Raw genomic sequence first — 21,174 nt, 5'->3', positions numbered from 1 at the left:
GGTTTTTGCCGCAGGCGAAAAGCCACGGCGGAACAACGGGATCAATCTCGAGGGACATCACCATGCGCGTGGCGGCAGGACTGATTTTAGCAGGTGCGATGTCGGTGGCGCTCTCCGGCGCCGCATGGTCGCAGACGCCGGCCGCGAAGCCCGCGGCCGCACCGCAAGCCGCGCCGGCGGCAACACCAGCGGCTGCAACATCCCCTGCAGCTCCAGCGCCCGCAGCAGCGGCTGCGGCGCCAGCGGGCTTCGTCAATCCGCCCCCGCCGAAACAGCCGCCGCAGCCGGCCCGCGCGGCCTGCAACACGCCGGGCGCCCTCGGCGTCGCCCGCACGGTCGAGATCGACACCACGGGCGGTCCCGGCTTCGGCTTCGAACACTTCAAGGAGCTCGACTTCCTGCGTGACAAGGAGGTCGTGCTGACCTTCGACGACGGCCCCTGGCCGCGCAACACGCCCGCGGTGCTGAAGGCGCTCGCGGACGAATGCACCACCGGAATCTTCTTCATCATCGGCAAGCACGCGACCTACGAGCCGGAGGTCCTCAAGCAGGTCTACGCAGCCGGCCACACCGTCGGCGCCCACACTTGGTCGCACGCCAACCTCAACAACAAGAAGCTCAACGAAGCGCAGCGCAAGGACGAGATCGAGAAGGGCTTTGCGGCGGTGAAGTGGGCGCTCGGCGGCATCTCGCCCGCGCCGTTCTTCCGCTTCCCGGCGCTGCAGCATCCGCCCGAGATGGTCACCTATCTCGGCAACCGCAATGTCGCGAGCTTCTCCTGCGACATCGACTCGTTCGACTTCAAGGCTTCCAAGCCCGAGAAGATCGTCGAGACCGTGATGAAGAAGCTCGACACCAAGGGCAAGGGCATCATCCTGATGCACGACTTCCAGAAGCACACCGCGGAGGCCCTGCCCGAGCTGCTCAAGCGGCTGAAGGCGGGCGGCTACAAGGTGGTAGCGATGCGCGCCAAGTTCCCGGCCTCGACGCTGCCGGAATACGACCAGGAGCTGCTCAAGGATCTCAAGCTGCCGACGGTGAGCCAGCGCCCGGTCAATTCGGTGGTGACCACCGTTTCCGAATAGTAGGCCATTGTCTTTCCGCTTCGAAGGCTACGTCATCGTCTCCGCGGACGGCATGCTCGCCGATCCGTCGCACATCATGCCTGAGACGTTGAAATTCGAAGGTGACAAGCGGTTCTTCGAGCAGGCGCTCGATCGCGCCGCGCTGATCGTGCACGGCCGCAACTCGCACGAGCAGCAGCCGAATTCGGCCAGCCGCAAGCGGCTGATCCTGACCCGCAAGACCAGGGACCTCACCGTCGATCCGGAGATGCCGAACGCGACGCTGTGGAATCCTGAGCATGCGAGCTTCGAGGAGGCCTGCGCCTTCGCCGACGTCGCCTCCGGCATGGTCGCCGTCATCGGCGGACCGGTCGTGTTCGACCTGTTCATGGATCGCTACGACACGTTCTGGCTGTCGGAGGCTCCGCATGTGCGGCTGCCCGGCGGCGAGGGCTGCTTCGTCGGCGTACCCCAGCGGACGCCTCACGAGGTGCTGGCTGCGCGCGGGATGAGGCCGGGTGCGCCCTACCTCCTCGACGCGGCGCATGAGGTGACCGTGACCCCGTGGCGGCGGGGGTAGCCTGCCGGCAGTGGCGGCGCTTACGCCGGCTCCGACTCCAACTGGAAAAACAACCCCATGCACAGTACCGGCAACATCATACCGCTCCACATATTGCTGGTGTGCCGTTCTAAAATTGGTCCCGCCGCCGGCCAGCGCAAAGCCGGCTAGCATATTTGCCGAGACCCGAAAATCGGCCCCGACGGCGGTCGTGGCGCTATAGCCAACGTCCGAGGCGCGGCGTCAATACGGGCCAACGGCTGCGACACACCGCATCAATAGACTGAGACAAAAGAGCAAAAACTAACCCACGGCCAGAATGAGCGACGACTGCACGACGACTAGTCCGACGGACGCTTCCGGATTGAATGACGATGTCGCCCCCATATCGTCCCTGCTGCCGGCATTCGGCTTCAGCGCCGATCAGATGGAGACGGAGGCGAACATCGCAGCGTGGCGGGAAGCCGTCGCCACGCTGTTCGAGGTGGACGAGCTCGCCGCCGGCGAACCGGGCCCGTTTCGCGCCGACCTCAGCTCCTACTCCATGGGACCGGTGCTGATCGGGCTGAGCCGTGCCAGCGGCCAGCGTTTCCGCCGGACGGCCGAAACGATCGCGCGCAGCGGCGTCGACCACATCATCCTCCAGCTCTATCTGAAGGGCGGCTATGACGGCGTTGCCAGCACACGGCCGATGCGCGTACGCGCCGGCGACATCTGCCTGTTCGATCTCGCCCAGGCGCTGGAGACCAAGGCGACGGCGTTCGAGAATGTCACGCTGGTCGTGCCGCGCCCGATGTTCGCCGCCCATCTCTTGCGGGTCGATGATTTGCATGGCCTGGTGCTGCCGGGCAGCAGCGTGATCGCGCGATTGCTGGCGGGGCATCTCACCGCCCTGTTCGAATTTGCCCCGCGCATGAGCCTCGACGAATGCCAATCCGTGGTCGAGGGCACGGTGTCGCTGCTGGCCGCGTGCCTTCGCAACGAAATCGAACGGGGCGAGGCCGATGCCGACCATGGTGTCGCGGCAAGCCCGTCCTTGATGCGGATCCGCCAATATATCGAGGCTGGCCTTGCCAGCGAGGATCTGTCGGCCAATTCGATCGCCGCCCATTTCGGCCTGTCCCGGGCCTCGCTGTACCGGCTGTTCGCCCCGGTCGGCGGCATCGCCGACTACATCCGCAGCCGCCGGCTGCACCGCGCCTTCTTCGACCTCGCCAATTCGGGCGCGCGGGGCCCCCGGATCAGCGAGGTGGCACGGCGCTGGCAGCTCGGCACCGACGCGCATTTCACGCGCTCGTTCAAGGCCGCCTACGGCATCACGCCCCGCGCCGCACGGGAGGCCGCCCTGCTCGGCCGACAGCGCGGCAGCGATGGAGCGAGCAGCGCGACGATTTCCCGCTGGATGCGCGAGATCGCGCCGCCGAGAGCGGAGTGACCGCTAGACGTCGCCGTAGGCCGCCTCGGCCGGACGCGTGGTGCGGCCATAGCCGATGATCATGCAGAGCGCGCCGATGATCGAGAGGTTCTTGAGCGCGTCGACCAGCATCTTGGCGTTGTCGGGCGCCGCCATGTTCCAGAAATCGTAGAACAGGACGGTCGCGACGGCGACGTAGACGATCAGCAGCATCGCGAAGAAACGCGCGCCGAAATTCAGCGCGATCATCAGCCCTGCAATGATCTCGAGCCCGCCGATCGCGATCGCCAAGAGCTGCGGCGTGGTCATGGCGGTCGCCGTCTCGACCTGCTGGGCATAAGGCGCGACGACATCGGGCACCACGAGCTTGGTTGCGATGACGTCGGCGGTGGCCTGGATGGCAAACAGCTTGGTCGCGCCCGTGTAGATGAACAGCACGGCGAACAGGATTCGCCCGAAAGTCACGAACGCTGGCATGATCGGCCTCTTGGCAAGCTCAGAGCGCAGAACGCTTAAGGAGATTATGGAGAGTCGTGCGCCGGTTTACAAACGGGGAAATGGCGAACTGATAGGAATTCAAAATTGCCGGTCTCTTCCCTTCTCCCCCTTGTGGGAGAAGGTGGCTCGCCGCGAAGGGCGAGACGGATGAGGGGTATCTATCGGCACGGGCAACTCGCGAGATCCCGACTCGCGGAAACGGCCCCCTCATCCGGCGCCACGGCCGAAGCTTCGCTTCGGCGTCGCTAAGAACGGCGGCCGAAGGCCGCCTATGCCACCTTCTCCCACAAGGGGAGAAGGATTGCACCTCCAGCGGCGCGACAGCGGTGCCTTACGTAAACAACGTCGGCTGCTGCCGCGAGGCGCGTTCCTGCGCTTCCACCACGGCCACGGCCGTCATGTTGAGGATGCCGCGTGCCGTCACCGAGGGGGTGAGGATATGCGCGGGGCGCGCCGGGCCGACCAGGATCGGGCCGACGGGCAGCGCGTCCGCCAGCGACTTGATCATCTGATAGGCGACGTTGGCAGTATCCAGGGTCGGCATGATCAGGATGTTGGCCTCGCCCTCCAGCTTGGAATGCGGCAGCACCATCCTTCGCGCAGCTGCGGAGAGCGCGGTGTCGCCCTGCATTTCGCCGTCGGCCTCGATCTCCGGATGCTTGTCCTTCAGAAGCTGGGTCGCCAGCCGCATCTTGCGCGAGGAATCGGTGTCGTAGCTGCCGAAATCCGAATGCGAGACGAAGGCGATCTTCGGCTTGATGTTGAAGCGCTGGACGTGGACCGCGGCGAGCGATGCGATCTCGGCAAGCTCCTCCGCGCTCGGATTGGGGCGAACTTGCGTGTCGGCGATGAAGAAGGCGCCTTTGCTGGTGATCAATAGCGCCAGCGCCGCATAGTCGCTGATTCCAGGCGAGAAGCCGACGATCTCGCGGACGTGGCGCAGATGGCTCATGTAGCGGCCCTCGACGCCGCAGAGCATGGCGTCTGCTTCCCCGCGCGTCACCGCAAGCGCGGCGATCACCGTATTGTTGGTGCGCACCACGGTGCGGGCTGCATCCGGCGTCACGCCGCGGCGACCGGCGACCTCGACATAGGACTGCACGTAGGAGCGGTAGCGCGGATCGTCCTCGGGATTGACGAGGTCGAAATCCTTGCCGGCCCGGATCGAGAGGCCGAAGCGCTTGATGCGCGCCTCCACGACCGACGGACGGCCGACCAGGATCGGCCGCGCCAGCTTTTCCTCCAGCACGACTTGCGTGGCGCGCAGCACGCGCTCGTCCTCGCCTTCGGCATAGATCACGCGCACCGGCTGGGTCTTGGCCTTGGCGAACATCGGCTTCATGACGAGGCCGGAGCGGAAGGCGAAGCGCTCGAGCAGCGCGGTGTATTCGTCGAAATTGGTGATGGGGCGCGTTGCGACGCCCGATTCCATCGCCGCCTTCGCCACGGCCGGCGCGATGCGCAAGATCAACCTGGGATCAAAGGGGCTCGGGATCAGCGAGCCGGGACCGAAGCCCTGCGTCTCGCCGGTGTCGAAACCCTGCGCGACGGCATCCGACGGCGCCTCGCGCGCGAGCTGCGCGATCGCCTCGACGGCGGCCTGCTTCATCTCCTCGTTGATCGCGGTGGCGCCGACGTCGAGCGCCCCACGGAAGATGAAGGGAAAGCAGAGGACATTGTTGACCTGGTTCGGGTAGTCGGAACGGCCGGTGCAGATCATGGCGTCGGGGCGCGCCTTGCGCGCCTCTTCCGGCATGATTTCCGGCACGGGATTGGCGAGCGCCATGATCAAAGGCTTGTCGGCCATCGCCTTGGCCATCTCCGGCTTGAGCACGCCCGGCGCCGAGAGCCCGATGAAGATGTCGGCGCCGCCGATCACGTCGGCGAGCGTGCGCTTGTCGGTCTTCTGCGCATAGACCGCCTTCCAGCGGTCCATCGAGGTGTTGCGGCCCTCGTGCACGAGGCCGTCGATGTCGCAGACCCAGATGTTCTTGCGCTGCGCGCCCATTGAGACCAGGAGATTGAGTGTCGCGATCGCCGCGGCCCCTGCCCCCGACGCGACGATCTTGACCTCGGACAGCTTCTTGCCGTTCAGCCTCAAACCATTGGTGATGGCGGCGGCGACGATGATCGCAGTGCCGTGCTGGTCGTCGTGGAAGACCGGAATCTTCATGCGCTCCTTCAAGCGCGCTTCGATCTCGAAGCATTCCGGTCCGCGGATGTCCTCCAGATTGATGCCGCCGAAGGTCGGCTCCAGCGCGGCCACGGTCTCGACCACACGGTCGATGGTGTCGGCGGCGATCTCGATGTCGAACACGTCGATGCCGGCGAATTTCTTGAACAGGACCGCCTTGCCTTCCATCACCGGCTTGGAGGCCAGCGGACCGATATTGCCGAGGCCGAGCACCGCGGTGCCGTTGGAGACCACGGCAACCAGATTGGCGCGCGTGGTGAGCGTGGCCGCCTCGGCCGGGTTCTTGGCGATCTCGGTGCAGGCCGCGGCGACGCCTGGCGAATAGGCCAGCGCAAGGTCGCGCTGGTTGGCAAGCGGCTTGCTTGCCTGGATCTCGAGCTTTCCAGGGCGCGGCAGACGGTGGTAGGCGAGCGCCGCCTGGTGGAGATCATCAGAATAGGACGACATGCGGTGTCTCGCCTCGCGTTACCGGCCTCAAAAATGCGATTCGACGGCCCAAGCGGACCGTATTTCCGGGTCATGGAAACGGGATGAAGCACGGCCGAAGGCCCGGTGGCAACATCCGATTGCATCCCCGTCAACAGGGCGCGCCGTCAAATATTTGAAAACATAGCTTTCTCTGGACCGCGCGGCGTTTCGCGAATATGGCAGGTTGCGCGATCCAAAATCGGCAATCGGAGCTGGGAATGAAGCGAATCCTGATCGGCCTCGTCGTGGCAGCGGTGCTCGCCGCGGGCGGATGGTTCGGCTTCAATCTGTATGTGCAGAACCGGGCGACCGCCGAGGTCGAGGCGGTGTTCGCGCAGATCCGCTCGGGTGGGGGCAAGGCGAGCCATGGCAAGATCGGGTTCGAGCTCGCGACCCGGACGCTGACGGTGGAGGACATCAAAGTCGAGCCTGCCCAGGCGCAGCTCGCCACCTTGAAGGTCGCCAAGATCACGGCCGTCGGTGTGCGCCAGCCGGACGAGGCTCGTTTCTCGGCCGACAGCATCGAGGCGTCGGGCGTCGAGGTCGGCTTTACATCCACCGAGCGGATCACCGTGAAGGCGAACTACAAGCTCCCGCAGATCACCGCGCGCAATTTTTCCGGCCCGACCCGCGCAGAGGGCACGCCGGTGACCGGCTCGATTATCGACATGTACCGCTTCATCCTCGCGCAATACGCGAACATCTCGGCGTCGGAGATCGCGGTGCCGACCCTCGAGGTCAACGTCGATGCGGGCGGCAATGCCGGCGGCGGTGATTATGTCTATTCGGGCGTGTCCATCCAGAACGTCAACCGGGGCAAGATCGAAACGGCGAAGATGGACCGCGTCGCCCTTACGGTCGACCTGACCCAGCCGGGCAGGCCCGCGAAGATGACCGGCGAATTGTCCGGCCTGGCCATCTACGAATTCGACCCAACCGCCGTGAGGGCTGCGCTCGATCCGCAAGGATCGAACGACGACAATTTTCACAGGATCTATCGGCGCATCTCGGTCAACTCCTATGTCGTGACGGCGGCTCCCGGCATGCGCATGCAGGTGGACGGGTTCACCTTCGACGACATTGCCATCCGGCCCTCGAAATTCCGGCCGGCCGAGATCATCGCGCTGGTGCCGGCCGACGGCTCGATCCCAACGCCGGCACAGTCGCATGACATGATCGAGAAGGTGGCCGACCTCTTCGACGGCTTCCAGATCGGCAAGGCCGAAATTGGCCGGCAAACGGCCGAGACGCCGCAAGGGACGGGACGGCTCGACGCGGTCAAATACGATCAGGACAGAATAACGCTGCAGGGCCTCGACATCCCGATGCCGCAGGGCCAGTTCAAGATGGACCGCTTCGCGTTGAAGTCCTTCAGCGTGGCAAATCTGATGCGCTGGGCGGCGAGTCTCCAAACGCCGGGACGGCCGCCCTCGCCCGATCAGATGGTCGGCCTATTCCGCGTGCTCCAAGGTGCCGAGATCAAGGGCGTGGTCTCGTCGTACAAGACGACGCGGCAGCTCTTCACCATCGATACGATCAGCCTGAACTGGGGGGAGTTCGTCGGGCCGATCCCGAGCAAGGTCAATCTGGTCGTGAAGATGGTCGCGCCGACCGATCCCGCCAATCCGGCGCTGCAGCCGCTGATCGTGGCAGGCGTGGACAAGCTGGCGATCGATCTGGATCTCGGCGCGGCCTGGACGGAATCGTCGGGCGCGTTCGCGCTCGCCCCCGCTACGCTCGATCTCGGCAACCTCGCCAGGCTGCAGACCCGCGTCGCGCTCGTCAATGTGCCGCGCGGCCTGTTCACGACCGACCCGGCGCAGGCGATGGGTCAGGCAGCGCTGGTCGAAACCGGCGCGCTTGAGGCCTCGCTGCGTGACGGCGGCGTGGTCGATCTCGTCGTGGCGCAGTTCGCACGCATGCAGAATGTCAGCCGCGATGCTGCCCGCAGCGCCATCGTCGCGATGATCAGGGCGCAAGGCGAGAAGATCGCAGGGACCAATAGCGATGCCAGGGGCGCGGTCGACGCGCTCGCCGGATTCGTGGAAGCGCCGGGGCAGACGCTGACCATTAAGCTGACGCCCCGCGCCAAGGTGCCGTTGATGCAATTGATGCAGCTCTCGCAAACCGACCCGCAGAGCGCGCTGGCGCAGTTCAGGATCGAGGCCTCGACGGGGCTGTAGTTCGATCTCCCGGATGCGGCTCGGGAGGGCTTCAACTCGTGTCGTCAGTGAAGTCCCGTCGGTCCGGGGCGACCGGGCATGCAGTCTTTCATCGTTCCCCCCTTCAGGAGGCGGCAGTCCCAGTAAAAGTCGAGCATCATGCCGGCGATAAGCAGCGCAATCACTGCCAAGACTAGGGCGGCGACGCGACTGTTGCTCATTGAGCTCTCCGTCCACGACGCGACCTTAGATCGATGTCACGATTAACGTCAACTTGAACACGACGAAGACGAAAAGAGCAAGTTCACCGGAATTCTTGGGCCCCAGCTCAGCAGCGCATCACTCGCGTGCCGCGCTGCGTCCGGGGCACCAGACTAGAAACCGTCAAATTCACTTCTGCGGCAGGTTGACCCGCACATGCAGCTCGCGGAGCTGTTTTGTGGTGGCTTCCGACGGAGCGCCCATCAGGAGGTCCATGGCCTGCTGGTTCATCGGGAACAGCGAGATCTCGCGCAGATTCGTGGTGCCACAGAGCAGCATCACGATGCGGTCGACGCCGGCGGCCATACCGCCATGCGGCGGCGCGCCGTACTGGAAGGCGCGGTACATGCCGCCGAAGCGGTCGACCACTTCCTGCTCGCCGTAACCTGCAATCTCGAACGCCTTCACCATGGCTTCCGGCACGTGGTTGCGGATGCCGCCCGAGGCGATCTCGTAGCCGTTACAGGTGATGTCGTACTGGAACGCCTTGATCGTCAGCGGATCCTGCGACTTCAGCGCCTCCAGGCCGCCCTGCGGCATCGAGAACGGGTTGTGCGAGAAGTCGACCTTCTTGTCGTCCTCGTTGTACTCGTACATCGGGAAGTCGACGATCCAGGCGAGCTCGAACCGCTCCTTGTCGGTGAGGTTCAAATCCTCGCCGACCTTGTTGCGGGCGAGACCTGAGAACTTCCAGAACTTGTCGGGATCGCCGGCGACGAAGAAGGCGGCATCGCCTTCCTTGACGCCGAGCTGCCCGCGGATCGCGGCGGTGCGCTCGGGCCCGATGTTGTTCGCGAGAGGACCTGCGCCCTCGCCGCCCTCGCGCCACATGATGTAGCCAAGGCCGGGCTGGCCCTCGCCTTGCGCCCACGAGTTCATGCGGTCACAGAAGGCGCGGCTGCCGCCGCCCGGTGCCGGGATCGCCCAGACCTGGTTCTTGGGATCTTCGAGCATGCGCGCGAACACCTTGAAGCCGGAGCCGCGGAAATGCTCGGAGACGTCCTGCATCTCGATGGGATTGCGCAGGTCCGGCTTGTCGCTGCCGTACTTGCGCAACGCCTCGGCGAACGGAATCCGGCGCCAGCCCTTGGTCACCGGCTTCCCCTTGGCAAACTCTTCAAAGACGCCCGTGATCACAGGCTCCATCGCCGCGAAGACGTCTTCCTGCGTCACAAAGCTCATCTCGACGTCGAGCTGGTAGAACTCACCGGGCAGACGGTCGGCGCGCGGGTCCTCGTCGCGGAAGCAGGGCGCGATCTGGAAGTAGCGGTCGAAGCCCGACATCATCAGCAGCTGCTTGTACTGCTGCGGCGCTTGCGGCAGCGCGTAGAACTTGCCGGGATGGATGCGCGACGGGACGAGGAAGTCGCGCGCACCTTCCGGCGAGGACGCGGTCAGGATCGGCGTGTTGAACTCGAAGAAGCCCTGCCCCTCCATGCGCCGGCGCATCGACTTGATGATCTCGACGCGCGTCTTGATGTTCTGGTGCAGCTTCTCGCGACGCAGATCCAGGAAGCGATACTTGAGGCGGATGTCTTCGGGATATTCCTGGTCGCCGAACACCGGCAGCGGCAGGTCGCCGGCCGGTCCCAGCACCTCGATCTCGCTGATGTAGACCTCGACCTTGCCGGTCGGCAGGTCGTCATTGTCGGTGCCATCGGGGCGGCGGCGGACCTTGCCGTCCATCTTGACCACGAATTCCGAGCGCAGCTTTTCGGCCAGCGAGAATGCCGGCGAGTCCGGGTCGACCACGCACTGGGTCAGGCCGTAATGGTCGCGCAGGTCGATGAACAGCACGCCGCCATGGTCGCGGACGCGATGGACCCAGCCGGAGAGGCGGATGGTCTCGCCGATGTTGCTCTCGCGGAGCGCGCCGCATGTATGTGACCGGTAGCGATGCATGGTCGTCCCAAAATCAATGTCGGAAGGAAGCGAATCGAACGGCCCGTGATGGCCGGTCCGAAGTTGCGGCAGGGTTTACCCCGGCAGGACGGGGGCGGCAACCAAGGGAACGGCCGGATTTGGACCTCAGATGCCCATTTTTGGCTTATCCGGGGACGAACCTTTGCCGATTGACGTTCCAGCCCTATCTTGAGGTCATGACGGTGCATTTCCCCTTCCAGAACTCCTATTCGGCGCTGCCGGACAACTTCTTCGCTCGCGTCGCGCCGACCCCCGTCGCCGCCCCCCGGCTGATCAAGCTGAACCGGCCGCTGGCGGTCCAGCTCGGGCTTGATCCTGATGTGCTGGAGACCCCTGATGGCGCCGAGATCCTGGCCGGCAAGACGGTTCCCGCCGGAGCTGATCCCATCGCCATGGCCTATGCCGGGCACCAGTTCGGGCATTTCGTGCCGCAGCTCGGCGACGGCCGTGCCATCCTGCTCGGCGAGGTCATCGACAAAGACGGCGTCCGCCGCGACATCCAGCTCAAGGGAAGCGGCCCCACCCCATTCTCCCGCCGCGGCGACGGCCGCGCGGCGCTCGGTCCGGTCTTGCGCGAATACATTGTCAGCGAGGCCATGTACGCGCTGGGCATCCCGACCACGCGCTCGCTCGCCGCGGTCGTTACCGGCGAGCATGTCATCCGCGAGACCGCGCTGCCCGGCGCGGTGCTGACCCGCGTCGCCTCCAGCCACATTCGCGTCGGCACCTTCCAGTTCTTCGCCGTCCGGCGCGACACCGAGGCGATCCGCCGGCTCGCCGACCACGTCATCGCGCGTCACTATCCGGAGCTGCTTCAGGCGGAGCGGCCGTATCACGCGCTGCTCGCCGCCGTGGTCGCGCGCCAGGCCGAGCTGATCGCGCGCTGGCTGCTGGTCGGCTTCATTCACGGCGTGATGAACACCGACAACAGCTCGATCTCGGGCGAGACCATCGATTATGGTCCGTGCGCCTTCATGGATTCCTACAATCCTGCCCAGGTGTTCTCCTCGATCGACGAGATGGGCCGCTACGCCTATGCCAACCAGCCGCGAATCGGCTTGTGGAATCTGACGCGCCTCGCCGAATGCCTGCTGCCACTGTTTTCGGACGAGCAGGAGAAGGCGGTGGCCGAGGCGCAGGACATTCTCGGCGCGTTCTCCGATCAGTTCAGCGCCGCCTATCAGGCCGGCCTGCGGCGGAAGGTCGGCCTGTTCACCGAGCGCGACGGCGACGATGCGCTGATCCAGGACCTGCTGGATGCCATGGCCAAGAACCAGGCCGATTTCACCCTCACCTTCCGCAAGCTGGGCGACGCCGCGGCCGATGAGGGCGCCGACGTGCGCGCGCAGTTCATGGAGCCCGCAGCCTTCGACGAATGGGCCGGCCGCTGGCGCGCGCGCATCGCGCTGGAGCCACAGAGCGCAGCCGAGCGGCAGGCCGCCATGCACGCGGTCAACCCGCTCTTTATCCCGCGCAACCACCGCGTCGAGGCCGTGATCCAGGCCGCGGTGAACGACGAAAATTACGCGCCGTTCGAGGAGCTGGTGAAGGTGCTGGCGAAGCCGTTCGAGGACCAGCCGGAGTATGCAGCCTACGCCGATCCGCCGCTGCCGGATCAGCGCGTGTTGCAGACGTTCTGCGGGACGTAGCCGAAGCGAGATCGAGCCCGCTGCGTAGGGTGGATTAACCGAAGGCGTAATCCACCACTTCTCTCGACGCGCGAAGAGCGAAAAGGTGGATGACGCTTCGCTAATCCACCCTACGCACTCATTCTACTTCGTCGCCTTCTTCACCCCGCCGAACGATGCCACGTCGAACTTCTGGGGATCGACGGTCTCGTAGCGTGACCACTCCATGTCCGGCATCTTGCCGTAGCGTTCGCTCCAGGCCTTGTCCGTCGTCGTGTTGCCGGGAGCGACGGGGCGAAGCTCGAAATGCAGCACCTTGCTCGGGCCGATCTCGCCGATCGTGTCCTTCGCTTTGACGGTCGCTCCCACCCTAAGTGTCTCGCCTTTCGGACCGACCACGCGGCCGAGCTGGACGTAGCGCGTGTAGACGATGCCGCCATTGGGATAGGTGTGCTTGAGCACGACGTATCGGCCGCAGCCGCCGATCCCGGGAAAATCGGCCGGCGCCTGCTCGCCGGTCTCGATCTTGACGATAACGCCGTCCGCCATCGCTGCCACCGGAGCGCCCGGCTTGTCGGCGGTGAAATCGACACCGGGATGCTCGTCGTGGGTCCAGCATCCGCAGGATGTCATCGTCGTGTCCGCCGGCTTGTCGGCACGTGGAAAGCTGCGCGGGGTCAGGAATTCGCTGACCAGCAGTCCCGGCCCGTCGGGCGAGGTGAAGGCGTGGATCGCATAAAGCGAGAGCTTGCCGCCGACCGGCACCTCGTTCGGGAGAAACCCGTAAACCACGTCCTGCATGAAGACCTTGAGCTCGCGCCCCTTGGCGGAGCGCACCGTGATGCAGTTGGTCGCCTGCAGGCTGTCGGCATCCTGCTTGGGCATGCCGCTCATGATCAGAGACGCTTGAGCGCTCCGTTGGCACACGGCTCGCCGTGAGAGGCCAGCGTGACATCGAGCTTCAGCGGCGACATTGGGTAGATGTCCATGCCGGTGGCGGGCCGCCGGCGCGCCAGGAATTCGTCGAGATCGGTCTCCTTGTAGCGGGCGAAGTTGAACTCGGCCGCGGTCGCACGCGGACCGGTGCTCAACACGGCAAGCAGGACGGAGAGAGCAAGCAATCCCAGCTTGCGGAAGACTCGCGGCGGCATTGGGGAAACTCGTGATGCAAATGAGGCTTGGACCCAGCAAACCATGACCGCATCTTCACGGCAAGGTAGCTCCTTCACTGCAGCGCAATCGTGAGGCGCCATCCGCGTCGCATCTGCCCCCGGAGGCGTGTCCACATCTTCAGCAGGCCGCGGGAACCGCTGTCATCAAACTGAAACACACGCGCTCTAACGGGCTGACAGCGCCGTCTTGCCGGAGGCGCAGATCCTCCCACCGTCCCGATTTAGGCGCGCCATGCCCTTCAAATTCATCCACCTCACCGACACGCATCTCGCGAATCCCGGCTCGATGCTCTACGGCCTCGATCCGCGCGCCCGGCTGGATGCGGCGATCGCCGACATCAACAAGCACCAGTCCGACGCTGCGTTTGCGGTCGTGACCGGCGATCTCACCCATTGGGGCGAGCCTGAGTCCTACGCCAACTTCGCCGAGGCGATGACGGCGTTGAAGATTCCCTACATCGCGATGGTCGGCAATCACGACAAGCGCGTCACCTGCCTGGACGCGCTGAAGGCGGCGCCGCGCGATGCCAACGGCTTCGTGCAGGGCACGCGCACCACCGAGCACGGCCTATTCGTCTTCCTCGACACGCTGGACGAGACCAGCCATGCCGGCGAGATGTGCGCAAAGCGCCTCGGCTGGCTGGCGAATACGCTCGCCGCCGCATCCGCCGACCAGGAATTCGTCGTGTTCATGCACCATCCGCCTTTCCCGGTCGGCGTCCACGCCATGGACGAGATCGCGCTGAAGCAGAGCGCCGAATTCGCGGAAGTCATCGCGCCCTATCGCGCGCGGATCCGCCACCTCTTCTTCGGCCATGTGCACCGGCCGATCTTCGGCAGCTACGGCAAGATCCCGTTCTCGACGCTGCGCGGCACCAACCACCAGGTCTGGTTCGAGCTCGACGTCGCGGCCAGCGAGCATCTCGCCAGCCACGAGCCGCCGGCCTATGGCGTCGTGCTGATCGACGACGAGAACCTCGTCGTGCACAGCCACGATTTCCTCGACCAGAGTCTGCGCTTCCCCTTCGAGCCACCGGCGGGAGTGGACGGCCGCGACTACGCGCTCAATTTCCGGGCGCGATGAGATGAGCCTCGCTGAACCCGCGGCTCTCCCGGTCGCGACGTCGGCGGCACCGCGTCTACACGTCCTGAAACGGTTCACGAGCCGCTTCAAGGCCTCGCTGCCGGCCTATCTGCTGCTCCTGCCCTCGCTGGTCTTCCTCGCGCTGTTCACCTATGGCGCGATGGGGCGCGTGCTGATCGATGCGCTCTATCAGCGCGCGACGCCGAAGGCGCCGGTGCGTTTCGTCGGCTTTGAGAACATCAGCGCGGTGCTCGCCGACCCCGCCTTCGCAGGCGCCGTCGTCAACAATTTGATCTACGCCGTCGGCACGGCGGTGCCGAGCATTGCGCTTGCGCTGTTGTTCGCGCTGGCGCTGTCGCGCACCAACGCGGTGACCAGCGCGCTGCGCGCCGCGCTGTTCCTGCCGGTGCTGATCCCGATGGTCGCGGCCTCGGCGCTGTTCCTGTTCATCTTCCTGCCGAATGTCGGCCTGCTCGACTATTACATCGGCCGGCTGCTGCCGGTGCTGCCGAACTGGCTCGGCGATCCCGACATCGCGCTCTATGCGATCATGGTCATCACGATCTGGAAGAATGCCGGCTATTACATGCTGTTCTTCCTCGCCGGCCTCCAGGCCGTGCCCGAGGACGTGATGGAGGCCGCGCATCTCGACGGCGCCGGACCGTATCGGCGGCTGCGCCACATCATCCTGCCGGAGCTCAAGCCCACCTTCCTGTTCGTCACCGTCATCGCCACGCTGAATGCGGTGACGCAGGTCGACCACGTCTTCGTCATGACCCAGGGCGGGCCGTCCAACGCGACCAATCTCGTGCTGTTCTACATCTACCAGCAGGCGGTCGAGCACTACGACATCGGCAAGGCCTCGGCCGCGACGCTGCTGACGCTGGCCGCGCTGATGGCCCTCACCGCGCTGTCCTTCCGCACCATGGCGAACCGCGAGGGCGGGCCATGAAGCTGATCGATACACTGTGGAAGGACGCCCCGCTCGCCACCCGCGGCGAGATCACGCCCAAGCTCGGCTTCGCCCTGACCGTGCTGCTCGCAATGGTCTGGCTGATCCCCTTCCTGTGGATGGTCGTTGCGACGCTGCGGCCGGCCTCCGACGGCATCAACGCCATGGCCGAGCTGATGCCGAGCCTCAAGCCCACGCTCGACAATGTCAGAGACGCCTGGGAGATCGGCGATTTCCCGCGCTACACGCTCAACACCACGATCATCTGCACCGGCATTTTGCTGGTGCAATTCGTCACGATCACGCTGGCGGGCTTTGCCTTCGCGCGCCTGGATTTCGCCGGCAAGACGCCGATCTTCTACCTGTTCCTGATGCAGCTGATGCTGGTGCCGGTGCTGCTGATCGTGCCGAACCTGTCGCTGGTGGCGCAGCTCGGTCTCTACGACACGCTCACCGGGGTGATGATGCCGTTCTTCGCCTCGGCCTTCGGCACCTTCCTGATGCGCCAGGCGTTCGAGGCCATTCCGACCGAGCTGGAAGACGCCGCGCTGATCGATGGCGCCGGTCTGTTCCAGCGCATCCGCCACATCTACGTGCCGCTGTCGATGCCGAGCTTCTCGGCCTTCGCCATCATCTCCGTGACCAGCCACTGGAACGACTTCCTGTGGCCGCTGATGGTGATCAATTCGCCGGACAAGCGCCCGCTCACGATCGGCCTCTCCGTCTTCACCAAGACCGCCGAAGGCACGCAGGCCTGGGGCACCATCGCCGCCGGCACGCTCATGGTGATCGCGCCTCTGCTCGTCGCCTTCCTGATCTTCCAGAAACGCTTCATCAGCTCTTTCGTCACCTCAGGCATCAAATAGGAGACTTTCCGATGCTGTTCTCCCGCAGGCTCATGCTCGGCCTTGCCATGGTAGGTACCATGGCAGGCGTCCTCGCCATTCCGGCCAAGGCCGAAGGTCCGACCGAGGTCGACCTGTTCTTTCCCGTCCCCGTCGACGGCAAGCTCGCCCGCGACATGGGCACCCTGATCAAGGAGTTCAACGAGACTCATCCCAGCGTCAAGGCGACTGCGGTCTACACCGGCTCCTATGACGACACGCTGATCAAGACCCGCGCCGCGATCAAGGCCGGCAAGCCGCCGGCCGCCGTGATCATGTCAGCGAACTTCCTGCTCGACATGCAGATCGAGAACGAGCTCACCAATCTCGATGCGCTGATCAAGGCCGACGGCACCACCAAGGACCAGTTCCTCGGCCAGTTCTTCCCGGCGCTGCACGGCAATGCCGTGATCAACCGCTCGGTCTACGGCGTGCCGTTCCACAATTCGACGCCGCTGCTCTACATCAACGCCGACAAGGCCAAGGAAGCGGGCCTTGATCCGAGCAAGCCGCCGCAGACCTGGGCCGAGCTCACCGACTGGGCCAAGAAGCTGACCAAGCGCGAGGGCGATAAGGTGACCCAATGGGGCATCGCAATCCCCTGCGCCTACGATTACTGCGGCTGGATGATGGAAACGCTCACGATGAGCAATGGCGGCCGCTACTACAACGAGGAGTTCGGCGGCGAGGTCTATTACGACACGCCCTCGATGCTCGGCGCGCTCACCTGGTGGAATGACCTCATTTACAAGCACAAGGTCCACACGCCCGGCGCCACGCCCGGCCCTGCCGTCAGCACCTCCTTCATCTCGGGCAATGCCGCGATGATGATGCTGTCGACAGGCTCGCTCACCTATGTGCGCGACAACGCCAAGTTCCCCTACAAGGTCGCCTTCATCCCGCGCAACGTCCGCAACGCGGTGCCGATCGGCGGCGCCTCGCTGATCATGCCGGCCGGGCTTGAGGCCGACAAGCAGAAGGCCGCCTGGACGCTGATCAAGTGGATGACCTCGCCGGAGAAGAGCGGCTGGTGGAGCCGCGCCACCGGCTATTTCGCGCCGAACATGGCCGCCTACAAGACGCCGGAGATGGTCGAATTCCTGGCCAAGAACCCGGACGCCAAGACCGCCGTCGAGCAGCTCGACGTCGCAAAGCCGTGGTTCGCGACCTACAAGACCGTGCCGGTGCGCAAGAACCTCGAGGACGAGGTGATGCTGGTCCTCAACGGCAAGAAGCAGCCGAAGGAAGCTCTCGCCGCCGCCCAGAAAGCCGCCGACGAGACGCTGAAGCCATACAACGCGGAGACGTCGCTGAAGCTGCCGTAAAATCGGCTGTCCATCGCACGAACAAGCTTCGGCGCCCCGTCATGCGGGGCGCCGAATGCGTTGGGAATGCGCTCGATCAGATCGTCACCACGATCTTGCCGAACTGATCGTTCGACTCCAGAAACCGATGCGCTTCGACGATGTCCTCGAAGCGGAACGTCCTGGCGATGACCGGCTGCAAGGTGCGATCCGACAGCCCGTCGAGAATGAACGCCTTGGCCTGCGCAAGGCGCGCGGGATCGCGGATGATCTCGTGCACGAGGTAGCCGCGCAGCACCAGGCTCTTGGTCAACACGTTGAAGAGCGGAAACGGGGTCGGCTCAGGACTCAATCCACCATATTCGATCAGGATCCCGCCCGGCGACATGGCCGCGGTCAGCGGCTCGAACGCGGGACCACCGACGGCGTCGAAGACGACGCGGACCCCGTTAGATCCGGCGATCGCCTCCAGCCGCGCCCGAATGTCGTCTTCGTCCGAGGCGACGACATGAGGCGCGCCGGCATCGCGCAAGGCCCCAAGCTTGGCCGAGGTCCTGGTCAGCGCGACCGCCGTCGCGCCGACCCGGTTCGCAATCTGAATCGCCGCAATCCCGACGCTGCTGGATGCAGCGGTGATGGCGACGATGTCCCCTCGGCCAAGTCGGGCGATGTCGACCAAAGCGCCGTAGGCCGTCAGATACTGCATCCACACGGCCGCCGCCTTCTTGAAGCCGAGCTCCGGCGGATGTTTCACGATGAGTTCGGCCGGAAACGTCGCGAGCTCGGCATAGGCCGGCCATCGCACCATCGACAGCGGCGGCACGATGCTCACGACATCGCCCGGCACAAAGCTCGTCACATCATCCCCGACCGCATCGACGATGCCGGCCGCCTCCACCCCCAGCCCCGACGGAAATGTCGCGCGCTCGATATAGGTCCCCCTTCGCAACAGGGCCTCGGCGCGATTGAGGCCGAGTGCCTTGACCCGGATCTGCACCTCGCCCGTCGCCGGTGGCGGAACATCGATGGTTTCGATGCGCAGCACGTCGGGACCACCATGGCGATAAAAGCGAACGACGCGGGCCATGGATGCACTCCAAAACAGTTGAACTGAATAGAGCTATGCCGATCCATGCGAAGGGGATAAATCGCCCAAGCAAGCCAACAGTCGAAACCAGGAGTTTTCAATCATGGACCGCCTGACCAGCATGGCCGTGTTCGTCAGGGCCGTCGATCTCGGCTCGTTTGCGGCTGCGGCCGATGCCCTGGAGATGTCGGGGCCGATGGTTGGCAAGCACGTCCGTTTCCTCGAAGAGCGCCTCGGGGCACGGCTCCTCAACCGCACCACGCGGCGCCAGAGCCTGACCGACGCCGGCCAGGCCTACTACGAACGCTGCCGCGCGGTGCTGAGCGAGGCCGAAGCCGCAGATAGCGTCGTTGCCGACCAGCTGTCGGAGCCGCGCGGCAGGCTGCGCGTCACCATGCCGGCCCTGCTGGGACGGCACTGCATTGCGCCGTTGCTGATGAAGCTCGCGCGGAAATATCCGCATCTCGAACTCGACCTCTCGTTCGGCGATCCGATTGCCGACATCGTCGAGGCCGGCTACGATCTGGCAATCCGAACCGGCGATCTCGACGACCAGTCCGGCCTGATCGCACGGCGCATCGCAAGCCAGCGCATGGTGGTATGTGGCGCCCGGTCGTATTTGCGCACGAGCGGCAAACCGAAATCGCTCGACGATCTCGCCGCCCATCAAGCGATCATCTATCGCGGCTCAGGGCGTGTCCGGCCGTGGCTCTTTCCGCAGGAGGGCGCGCCTCCGCGCGAGATCATGCCATCGGGCCGGCTCCGACTTGACGACCTGGAGGCGATTGCCGATGCCGCGGCACAAGGCATGGGTCTCGCCTGGCTACCCTATTGGCTGGTCCGCGAGCGCCTCGACACGGGTGCGCTGGTCAATCTCTTCAGCAGTCAGCCCCAATTCCTCTACGAGTGCCACGCTCTCTGGCCGCGCTCACCCCGGCTGCCGCCGAAGGTGCGCGCTGCCGTGGACATCCTCGCGACCGGCTTGCCGAAGCTGATGGCGTGACCATGGCTGCGCCCAATTAACTTCTCGTCCACCATCCGCCCCGGCCCGCCGCCGGTAACCATCGCAATTAACAGACCCTCAACGCACCCCCGACAAATCTATCAATGTTTCTGGAGATTTCGCCGTGGATCTGTTGGTTTTCGAGTTCCTGGGATTGGCCTTGGTCGCCATGTGCGTGATCGTGGTGGCGCTGCCCTGCGCCCGCAAATCCTCGCACCGGATCCGTTACGAATAGGAATTTCGTCGGAAAGGGACGATTCCGGCCCGATGCAAGGCTCGAATTCGCTTAGAGCCCCTTGACATCACAGCACTTTCGGCGGAACGGCTGATACCAAGTGTCATGGGCCGTTCATGGATTTAATTACCACCACCGCTGACCTCGCGGCTGCCTGCAGCCGGCTGGCCAAGCACCCCGTCATAACAGTCGATACCGAATTCCTGCGCGAGACCACTTACTACCCGCTGCTGTGCGTGGTGCAGATGGCCAGCGCCGAGGAAGCCGTGGTCATCGACACCCTGGCCGAGGGGATCGATCTCAAGCCGTTCTTCGAGCTGATGGGCAACGAGGGCGTGCTCAAGGTGTTTCACGCCGCCCGCCAGGACATTGAGATCATCTGGCACCAGGCGGGCATCATCCCGCACCCGGTGTTCGACACCCAGGTGGCTGCGATGGTGCTCGGTTACGGCGACAGCATCGCCTATGACGCGCTGGTCGAGAAGGTCACCGGCCACCGTCCGGACAAGACCCACCGCTTCACCGACTGGTCGCGCCGGCCGCTGACCAAGGAGCAGATGCATTACGCGGTCTCCGACGTCACCCATCTGCGCGACGTGTTCGCCGCGCTCGACGCCGACCTGAAGAAGCGCCGCCGCAGCGAATGGGTCTCCATCGAGATGGAGGTCCTGACCTCCCCCCGCACCTATGATTTCCATCCCGAGCGCGCCTGGGAGCGCCTGAAGACGCGGGTCCGCAAGCCCAAAGACCTCGCGGTGCTGATGGAGGTCGCGGCCTGGCGCGAACAGGAGGCGCAGAGCCGCGACGTGCCGCGCGGCCGCGTGCTGCGCGACGAAGCCGTCACCGATATCGCGACCCACGCGCCGACCACGCTGGAGAAGCTCGCCCATCTGCGCTCGGTGCCGAAGGGGTTCGAGAAATCCAAATGGGGCGCGGACATCATCGCCGCGGTCGAGCGGGGGCTGGCGCGGGACTTCTCGAAGCTGCCCAAGCTGGAGAAACCGCGCAACAATTCCAACGGCGCCGCCATCGTCGAGCTGTTGAAGGTGCTGTTGCGGATGACCGCCGAGCGCCACGCAGTCGCAAGCAAGGTGATCGCGACCGTCGACGACTTAGAGGAGATCGCGGCGGACGATGAGGCCGACGTGCCCGCCTTGCGCGGTTGGCGCCGCGAGCTGTTCGGCGACGCCGCGCTGAAGCTCAAGCGCGGCGAGCTCGCGCTCGCGATCGAGAAAGGCCGCGTGATCGGGGTGCAGCGGGCGTAGGGGCACGCTGTCGCGCC

General features: G+C 65.0%; 18 protein-coding genes. 11 read left to right on the top strand and 7 right to left on the bottom strand.

All coding sequences use genetic code 11. From position 1 onward, the window contains the following. Window positions 1-62: 62 nt before the first annotated feature. From I6F21_RS04035 to I6F21_RS04025, 3 genes are all read left to right on the top strand, one after another. Window positions 63-1,085, top strand: coding sequence for a polysaccharide deacetylase family protein (locus I6F21_RS04035; protein WP_036000479.1), 1,023 nt, complete (start codon window positions 63-65; stop codon window positions 1,083-1,085). Between the two features lie 7 nt (window positions 1,086-1,092). Then, window positions 1,093-1,644 carry a dihydrofolate reductase gene (locus I6F21_RS04030; protein ID WP_225140288.1) on the top strand — a complete coding sequence of 184 codons (552 nt, stop codon included), beginning with the start codon at window positions 1,093-1,095 and terminating at the stop codon, window positions 1,642-1,644. Window positions 1,645-1,942: 298 nt separating this feature from the next. After that, window positions 1,943-3,058: a helix-turn-helix domain-containing protein gene (locus I6F21_RS04025; RefSeq protein ID WP_225140287.1), complete on the top strand. Its 1,116-nt coding sequence runs from the start codon at window positions 1,943-1,945 to the stop codon at window positions 3,056-3,058. Window positions 3,059-3,061: 3 nt separating this feature from the next. Here I6F21_RS04025 and I6F21_RS04020 read toward each other — a convergent pair whose 3' ends face one another. Then, the gene (locus I6F21_RS04020) at window positions 3,062-3,514 is read right to left on the bottom strand and encodes a DoxX family membrane protein (protein ID WP_036000486.1); all 453 of its coding nucleotides are present in this window, start codon (window positions 3,512-3,514) and stop codon (window positions 3,062-3,064) included. Between the two features lie 352 nt (window positions 3,515-3,866). Next, a complete protein-coding gene (locus tag I6F21_RS04015; RefSeq protein WP_225140286.1) occupies window positions 3,867-6,176 on the bottom strand; it encodes an NADP-dependent malic enzyme in 2,310 nt (769 codons plus the stop codon). Window positions 6,177-6,415: 239 nt separating this feature from the next. Here I6F21_RS04015 and I6F21_RS04010 point away from each other — a divergent pair, with 239 nt between their 5' ends. Continuing rightward, window positions 6,416-8,380 carry a hypothetical protein gene (locus I6F21_RS04010; RefSeq protein ID WP_225182811.1) on the top strand — a complete coding sequence of 655 codons (1,965 nt, stop codon included), beginning with the start codon at window positions 6,416-6,418 and terminating at the stop codon, window positions 8,378-8,380. A gap of 44 nt (window positions 8,381-8,424) precedes the next feature. Here the strand turns inward: I6F21_RS04010 and I6F21_RS04005 are convergent, their stop codons facing one another. Together I6F21_RS04005 and aspS are read right to left on the bottom strand one after the other, a co-directional pair. Then, window positions 8,425-8,580, bottom strand: coding sequence for a hypothetical protein (locus I6F21_RS04005; protein ID WP_158284410.1), 156 nt, complete (start codon window positions 8,578-8,580; stop codon window positions 8,425-8,427). A gap of 169 nt (window positions 8,581-8,749) precedes the next feature. Beyond that, window positions 8,750-10,522 (bottom strand): aspartate--tRNA ligase, encoded by a 1,773-nt coding sequence (gene aspS, locus I6F21_RS04000; protein WP_225182810.1) that lies wholly within the window; start codon window positions 10,520-10,522, stop codon window positions 8,750-8,752. A gap of 197 nt (window positions 10,523-10,719) precedes the next feature. Here aspS and I6F21_RS03995 point away from each other — a divergent pair, with 197 nt between their 5' ends. Continuing rightward, window positions 10,720-12,192 (top strand): protein adenylyltransferase SelO, encoded by a 1,473-nt coding sequence (locus I6F21_RS03995; protein ID WP_225140361.1) that lies wholly within the window; start codon window positions 10,720-10,722, stop codon window positions 12,190-12,192. Window positions 12,193-12,315: 123 nt separating this feature from the next. Here the strand turns inward: I6F21_RS03995 and I6F21_RS03990 are convergent, their stop codons facing one another. Then, window positions 12,316-13,065 carry a M23 family metallopeptidase gene (locus tag I6F21_RS03990; protein ID WP_225182809.1) on the bottom strand — a complete coding sequence of 250 codons (750 nt, stop codon included), beginning with the start codon at window positions 13,063-13,065 and terminating at the stop codon, window positions 12,316-12,318. Window positions 13,066-13,067: 2 nt separating this feature from the next. After that, on the bottom strand, window positions 13,068-13,322 hold the full coding sequence (locus I6F21_RS03985) for a hypothetical protein (RefSeq protein WP_225140282.1): 255 nt from the start codon (window positions 13,320-13,322) through the stop codon (window positions 13,068-13,070). Between the two features lie 253 nt (window positions 13,323-13,575). Between I6F21_RS03985 and I6F21_RS03980 the strand changes: the two genes are divergently transcribed. From I6F21_RS03980 to I6F21_RS03965, 4 genes are read left to right on the top strand one after another with little or no spacing between them, the layout of a single operon-like run. Then, on the top strand, window positions 13,576-14,427 hold the full coding sequence (locus I6F21_RS03980; protein ID WP_036033944.1) for a phosphodiesterase: 852 nt from the start codon (window positions 13,576-13,578) through the stop codon (window positions 14,425-14,427). Window position 14,428: 1 nt separating this feature from the next. Next, window positions 14,429-15,379: a sugar ABC transporter permease gene (locus I6F21_RS03975; protein ID WP_225140281.1), complete on the top strand. Its 951-nt coding sequence runs from the start codon at window positions 14,429-14,431 to the stop codon at window positions 15,377-15,379. Continuing rightward, window positions 15,376-16,245 carry a carbohydrate ABC transporter permease gene (locus I6F21_RS03970; protein WP_225140280.1) on the top strand — a complete coding sequence of 290 codons (870 nt, stop codon included), beginning with the start codon at window positions 15,376-15,378 and terminating at the stop codon, window positions 16,243-16,245. Before I6F21_RS03975 ends, I6F21_RS03970 begins: the two co-directional genes overlap by 4 nt. An 11-nt stretch (window positions 16,246-16,256) precedes the next feature. After that, window positions 16,257-17,588 (top strand): ABC transporter substrate-binding protein, encoded by a 1,332-nt coding sequence (locus I6F21_RS03965; RefSeq protein ID WP_225140279.1) that lies wholly within the window; start codon window positions 16,257-16,259, stop codon window positions 17,586-17,588. Window positions 17,589-17,664: 76 nt separating this feature from the next. On the opposite strand, the gene I6F21_RS03960 is transcribed toward I6F21_RS03965, so the two are convergent. Beyond that, window positions 17,665-18,654, bottom strand: coding sequence for a zinc-dependent alcohol dehydrogenase family protein (locus I6F21_RS03960; RefSeq protein ID WP_225140278.1), 990 nt, complete (start codon window positions 18,652-18,654; stop codon window positions 17,665-17,667). 103 nt (window positions 18,655-18,757) lie between these two features. Here I6F21_RS03960 and I6F21_RS03955 point away from each other — a divergent pair, with 103 nt between their 5' ends. Next, a complete protein-coding gene (locus I6F21_RS03955; protein ID WP_036000535.1) occupies window positions 18,758-19,657 on the top strand; it encodes a LysR family transcriptional regulator in 900 nt (299 codons plus the stop codon). 351 nt (window positions 19,658-20,008) lie between these two features. After that, a complete protein-coding gene (rnd, locus tag I6F21_RS03950; RefSeq protein WP_036000537.1) occupies window positions 20,009-21,157 on the top strand; it encodes a ribonuclease D in 1,149 nt (382 codons plus the stop codon). Window positions 21,158-21,174: the final 17 nt, after the last annotated feature.

The sequence above is a fragment of the Bradyrhizobium sp. NBAIM03 genome (assembly GCF_020194055.1).
Lineage (GTDB): Bacteria > Pseudomonadota > Alphaproteobacteria > Rhizobiales > Xanthobacteraceae > Bradyrhizobium > Bradyrhizobium yuanmingense.
The sequence above is the reverse complement of the archived record's forward strand: the minus strand, read 5'-3'. Positions and strand labels throughout refer to the sequence as shown.

Excerpts from the sequence above, each read along its gene's own strand:
- I6F21_RS04005 (WP_158284410.1), bottom strand. The coding sequence starts at position 8,580 with ATGAGCAACAGTCGCGTCGCCGCCCTAGTCTTGGCAGTGATTGCGCTG.
- I6F21_RS04010 (WP_225182811.1), top strand. The coding sequence starts at position 6,416 with ATGAAGCGAATCCTGATCGGCCTCGTCGTGGCAGCGGTGCTCGCCGCG.
- I6F21_RS03980 (WP_036033944.1), top strand. The coding sequence starts at position 13,576 with ATGCCCTTCAAATTCATCCACCTCACCGACACGCATCTCGCGAATCCC.
- I6F21_RS03985 (WP_225140282.1), bottom strand. The coding sequence starts at position 13,322 with ATGCCGCCGCGAGTCTTCCGCAAGCTGGGATTGCTTGCTCTCTCCGTC.
- I6F21_RS03960 (WP_225140278.1), bottom strand. The coding sequence starts at position 18,654 with ATGGCCCGCGTCGTTCGCTTTTATCGCCATGGTGGTCCCGACGTGCTG.
- I6F21_RS04035 (WP_036000479.1), top strand. The coding sequence starts at position 63 with ATGCGCGTGGCGGCAGGACTGATTTTAGCAGGTGCGATGTCGGTGGCG.
- I6F21_RS03975 (WP_225140281.1), top strand. The coding sequence starts at position 14,429 with ATGAGCCTCGCTGAACCCGCGGCTCTCCCGGTCGCGACGTCGGCGGCA.
- I6F21_RS03995 (WP_225140361.1), top strand. The coding sequence starts at position 10,720 with ATGACGGTGCATTTCCCCTTCCAGAACTCCTATTCGGCGCTGCCGGAC.
- I6F21_RS03965 (WP_225140279.1), top strand. The coding sequence starts at position 16,257 with ATGCTGTTCTCCCGCAGGCTCATGCTCGGCCTTGCCATGGTAGGTACC.
- I6F21_RS04015 (WP_225140286.1), bottom strand. The coding sequence starts at position 6,176 with ATGTCGTCCTATTCTGATGATCTCCACCAGGCGGCGCTCGCCTACCAC.
- I6F21_RS04025 (WP_225140287.1), top strand. The coding sequence starts at position 1,943 with ATGAGCGACGACTGCACGACGACTAGTCCGACGGACGCTTCCGGATTG.
- aspS (WP_225182810.1), bottom strand. The coding sequence starts at position 10,522 with ATGCATCGCTACCGGTCACATACATGCGGCGCGCTCCGCGAGAGCAAC.
- I6F21_RS03970 (WP_225140280.1), top strand. The coding sequence starts at position 15,376 with ATGAAGCTGATCGATACACTGTGGAAGGACGCCCCGCTCGCCACCCGC.
- I6F21_RS03990 (WP_225182809.1), bottom strand. The coding sequence starts at position 13,065 with ATGAGCGGCATGCCCAAGCAGGATGCCGACAGCCTGCAGGCGACCAAC.
- rnd (WP_036000537.1), top strand. The coding sequence starts at position 20,009 with ATGGATTTAATTACCACCACCGCTGACCTCGCGGCTGCCTGCAGCCGG.
- I6F21_RS03955 (WP_036000535.1), top strand. The coding sequence starts at position 18,758 with ATGGACCGCCTGACCAGCATGGCCGTGTTCGTCAGGGCCGTCGATCTC.
- I6F21_RS04020 (WP_036000486.1), bottom strand. The coding sequence starts at position 3,514 with ATGCCAGCGTTCGTGACTTTCGGGCGAATCCTGTTCGCCGTGCTGTTC.